The sequence below is a fragment of the Xanthomonas albilineans genome, from assembly GCF_002939705.1.
In the GTDB taxonomy this organism is placed as follows: domain Bacteria; phylum Pseudomonadota; class Gammaproteobacteria; order Xanthomonadales; family Xanthomonadaceae; genus Xanthomonas_A; species Xanthomonas_A albilineans.
In genome coordinates, this window is record NZ_MDCB01000115.1 from 1 (window position 1) to 370 (window position 370).

Sequence of the window (370 nt, forward strand, 5' to 3'; positions counted from 1 at the left end):
CCGCCGAGGGCGAAGAAGTTATCGTGCCGACCGATTGTCTCCAGACCCAGTAGATCGCCCCAGATCGTGGCAATGGTCTGCTCGATCTTGCCCTGCGGCGCTTCATACGCATGCGCCGCATAAGCCACACCATCCGGTGCCGGCAACGCCTTGCGATCCAGCTTGCCGTTCGGGGTCAGAGGCAGACGATCCAACGGCACATAGGCCGCCGGCACCATGTAATCCGGCAGCACGACCGATAGCCAGCGACGCAATGCTGCAGCATCAACACTCTCGGCACCGACCCAATACGCCACCAGCCGTTTATCGTTCTCTGCGGCCGCATCCAGCGCCACCACCACGCACTCGCGCACCTCCGCATGCGCGCTCA

At 63.2% G+C, this 370-nt stretch carries 1 protein-coding gene; it reads right to left on the reverse strand.

Going from position 1 to position 370, the window contains the following annotated elements:
- Positions 1-370 (reverse strand): AMP-binding enzyme (locus XalbCFBP2523_RS16005; protein WP_146084162.1); only part of this gene is annotated, 370 nt, incomplete at both ends.